This is a genomic window from Pseudomonas sp. PS01303, assembly GCF_029959385.1.
GTDB lineage: Bacteria > Pseudomonadota > Gammaproteobacteria > Pseudomonadales > Pseudomonadaceae > Aquipseudomonas > Aquipseudomonas rustica.
This window is the reverse complement of sequence record NZ_JASCPK010000320.1, coordinates 1-893: the sequence shown is the minus strand read 5'-3', so window position 1 is coordinate 893 and position 893 is coordinate 1. Positions and strand designations below refer to the sequence as shown.

The following is an 893-nucleotide window of genomic DNA, read 5'->3' as shown; positions in this document are numbered from 1 at the left end:
GAGCCTGCTCGCGATAGCGTCGTATCAGTCGACATCTTCTTTGACTGAACGAACGTTATCGCGAGCAGGCTCACTCCTACATTATTGGGTTTTGTGTTGGCCTGATTACGGGTTACGCGCCAGATGCTCCGGCTGCAACACCCGCTTCGCGCTCAGATAAGCCTTCTGCCAATACGCCTTCGACAGACTGTCCAGCTTCACCGTCCCACCCGTGGCCGGCGCATGCACGAAGCGCCCTTCACCAACGTAAATCCCCGCATGACTGACCTGCGAACCACCATTGGTGGCGAAGAAGATCAGGTCGCCGGTCTGCAAGCCTTCCTTACCGACATTCGGCGCCTGCATCACGATCAGGTCGCGCGTGGTGCGTGGCAGGTTAATACCCGCCGCATCGCGATAAACAAAACCAATCAGGCCACTGCAATCAAATCCCGAATCCGGCGTATTGCCGCCCCAGCGATACGGCGTGCCGACCAGGCCGAGCGCGCGAAACAGCACGTCTTCAGCAGCAGGCGAAAAAGATTCTGAGGGGGCGAACACGATCGGGGCGCGAACCACCGGCGCAGGCGGCGGTGTGCGACTGGCGCAAGCGCTGAGCAGCGCTGCGAAGGCGATCAAAACGAGGCGGGCCGACGTGGTCATAAGCAGAACATCCTGATCTGGCTGCGGCTAATTCTGCCGATTGGGCAGAAAACAAAACCGCCTGCGTACGCACGCAGGCGGTTTGCCATCAATATAGATTCAGGATTCTAGCGGCTACGCGGCAAACTTCAAGTAAGACTTTAACTTCACCTTGTAAAGTATAGGTCTACTCCCTTGCCGGGAACCGTTTTGTCGCTGCGAACGCAGCGCCCACGGGGGTATTAATTGCGGGCGGTGACCACCGTGGGGGG

Annotated in this window: 1 protein-coding gene; it reads right to left on the bottom strand. The window is 58.5% G+C overall.

From position 1 onward, the window contains the following. Nucleotides 1-105: 105 nt before the first annotated feature. The gene (locus tag QMX93_RS30775) at nt 106-642 is read right to left on the bottom strand and encodes a C40 family peptidase (RefSeq protein WP_053118536.1); all 537 of its coding nucleotides are present in this window, start codon (nt 640-642) and stop codon (nt 106-108) included. Between the last annotated feature and the right edge of the window lie 251 nt (nt 643-893).

What these genes read in the sequence shown, in the direction of transcription:
- QMX93_RS30775 (WP_053118536.1), bottom strand. Translation starts at nt 642, where the DNA reads ATGACCACGTCGGCCCGCCTCGTTTTGATCGCCTTCGCAGCGCTGCTC.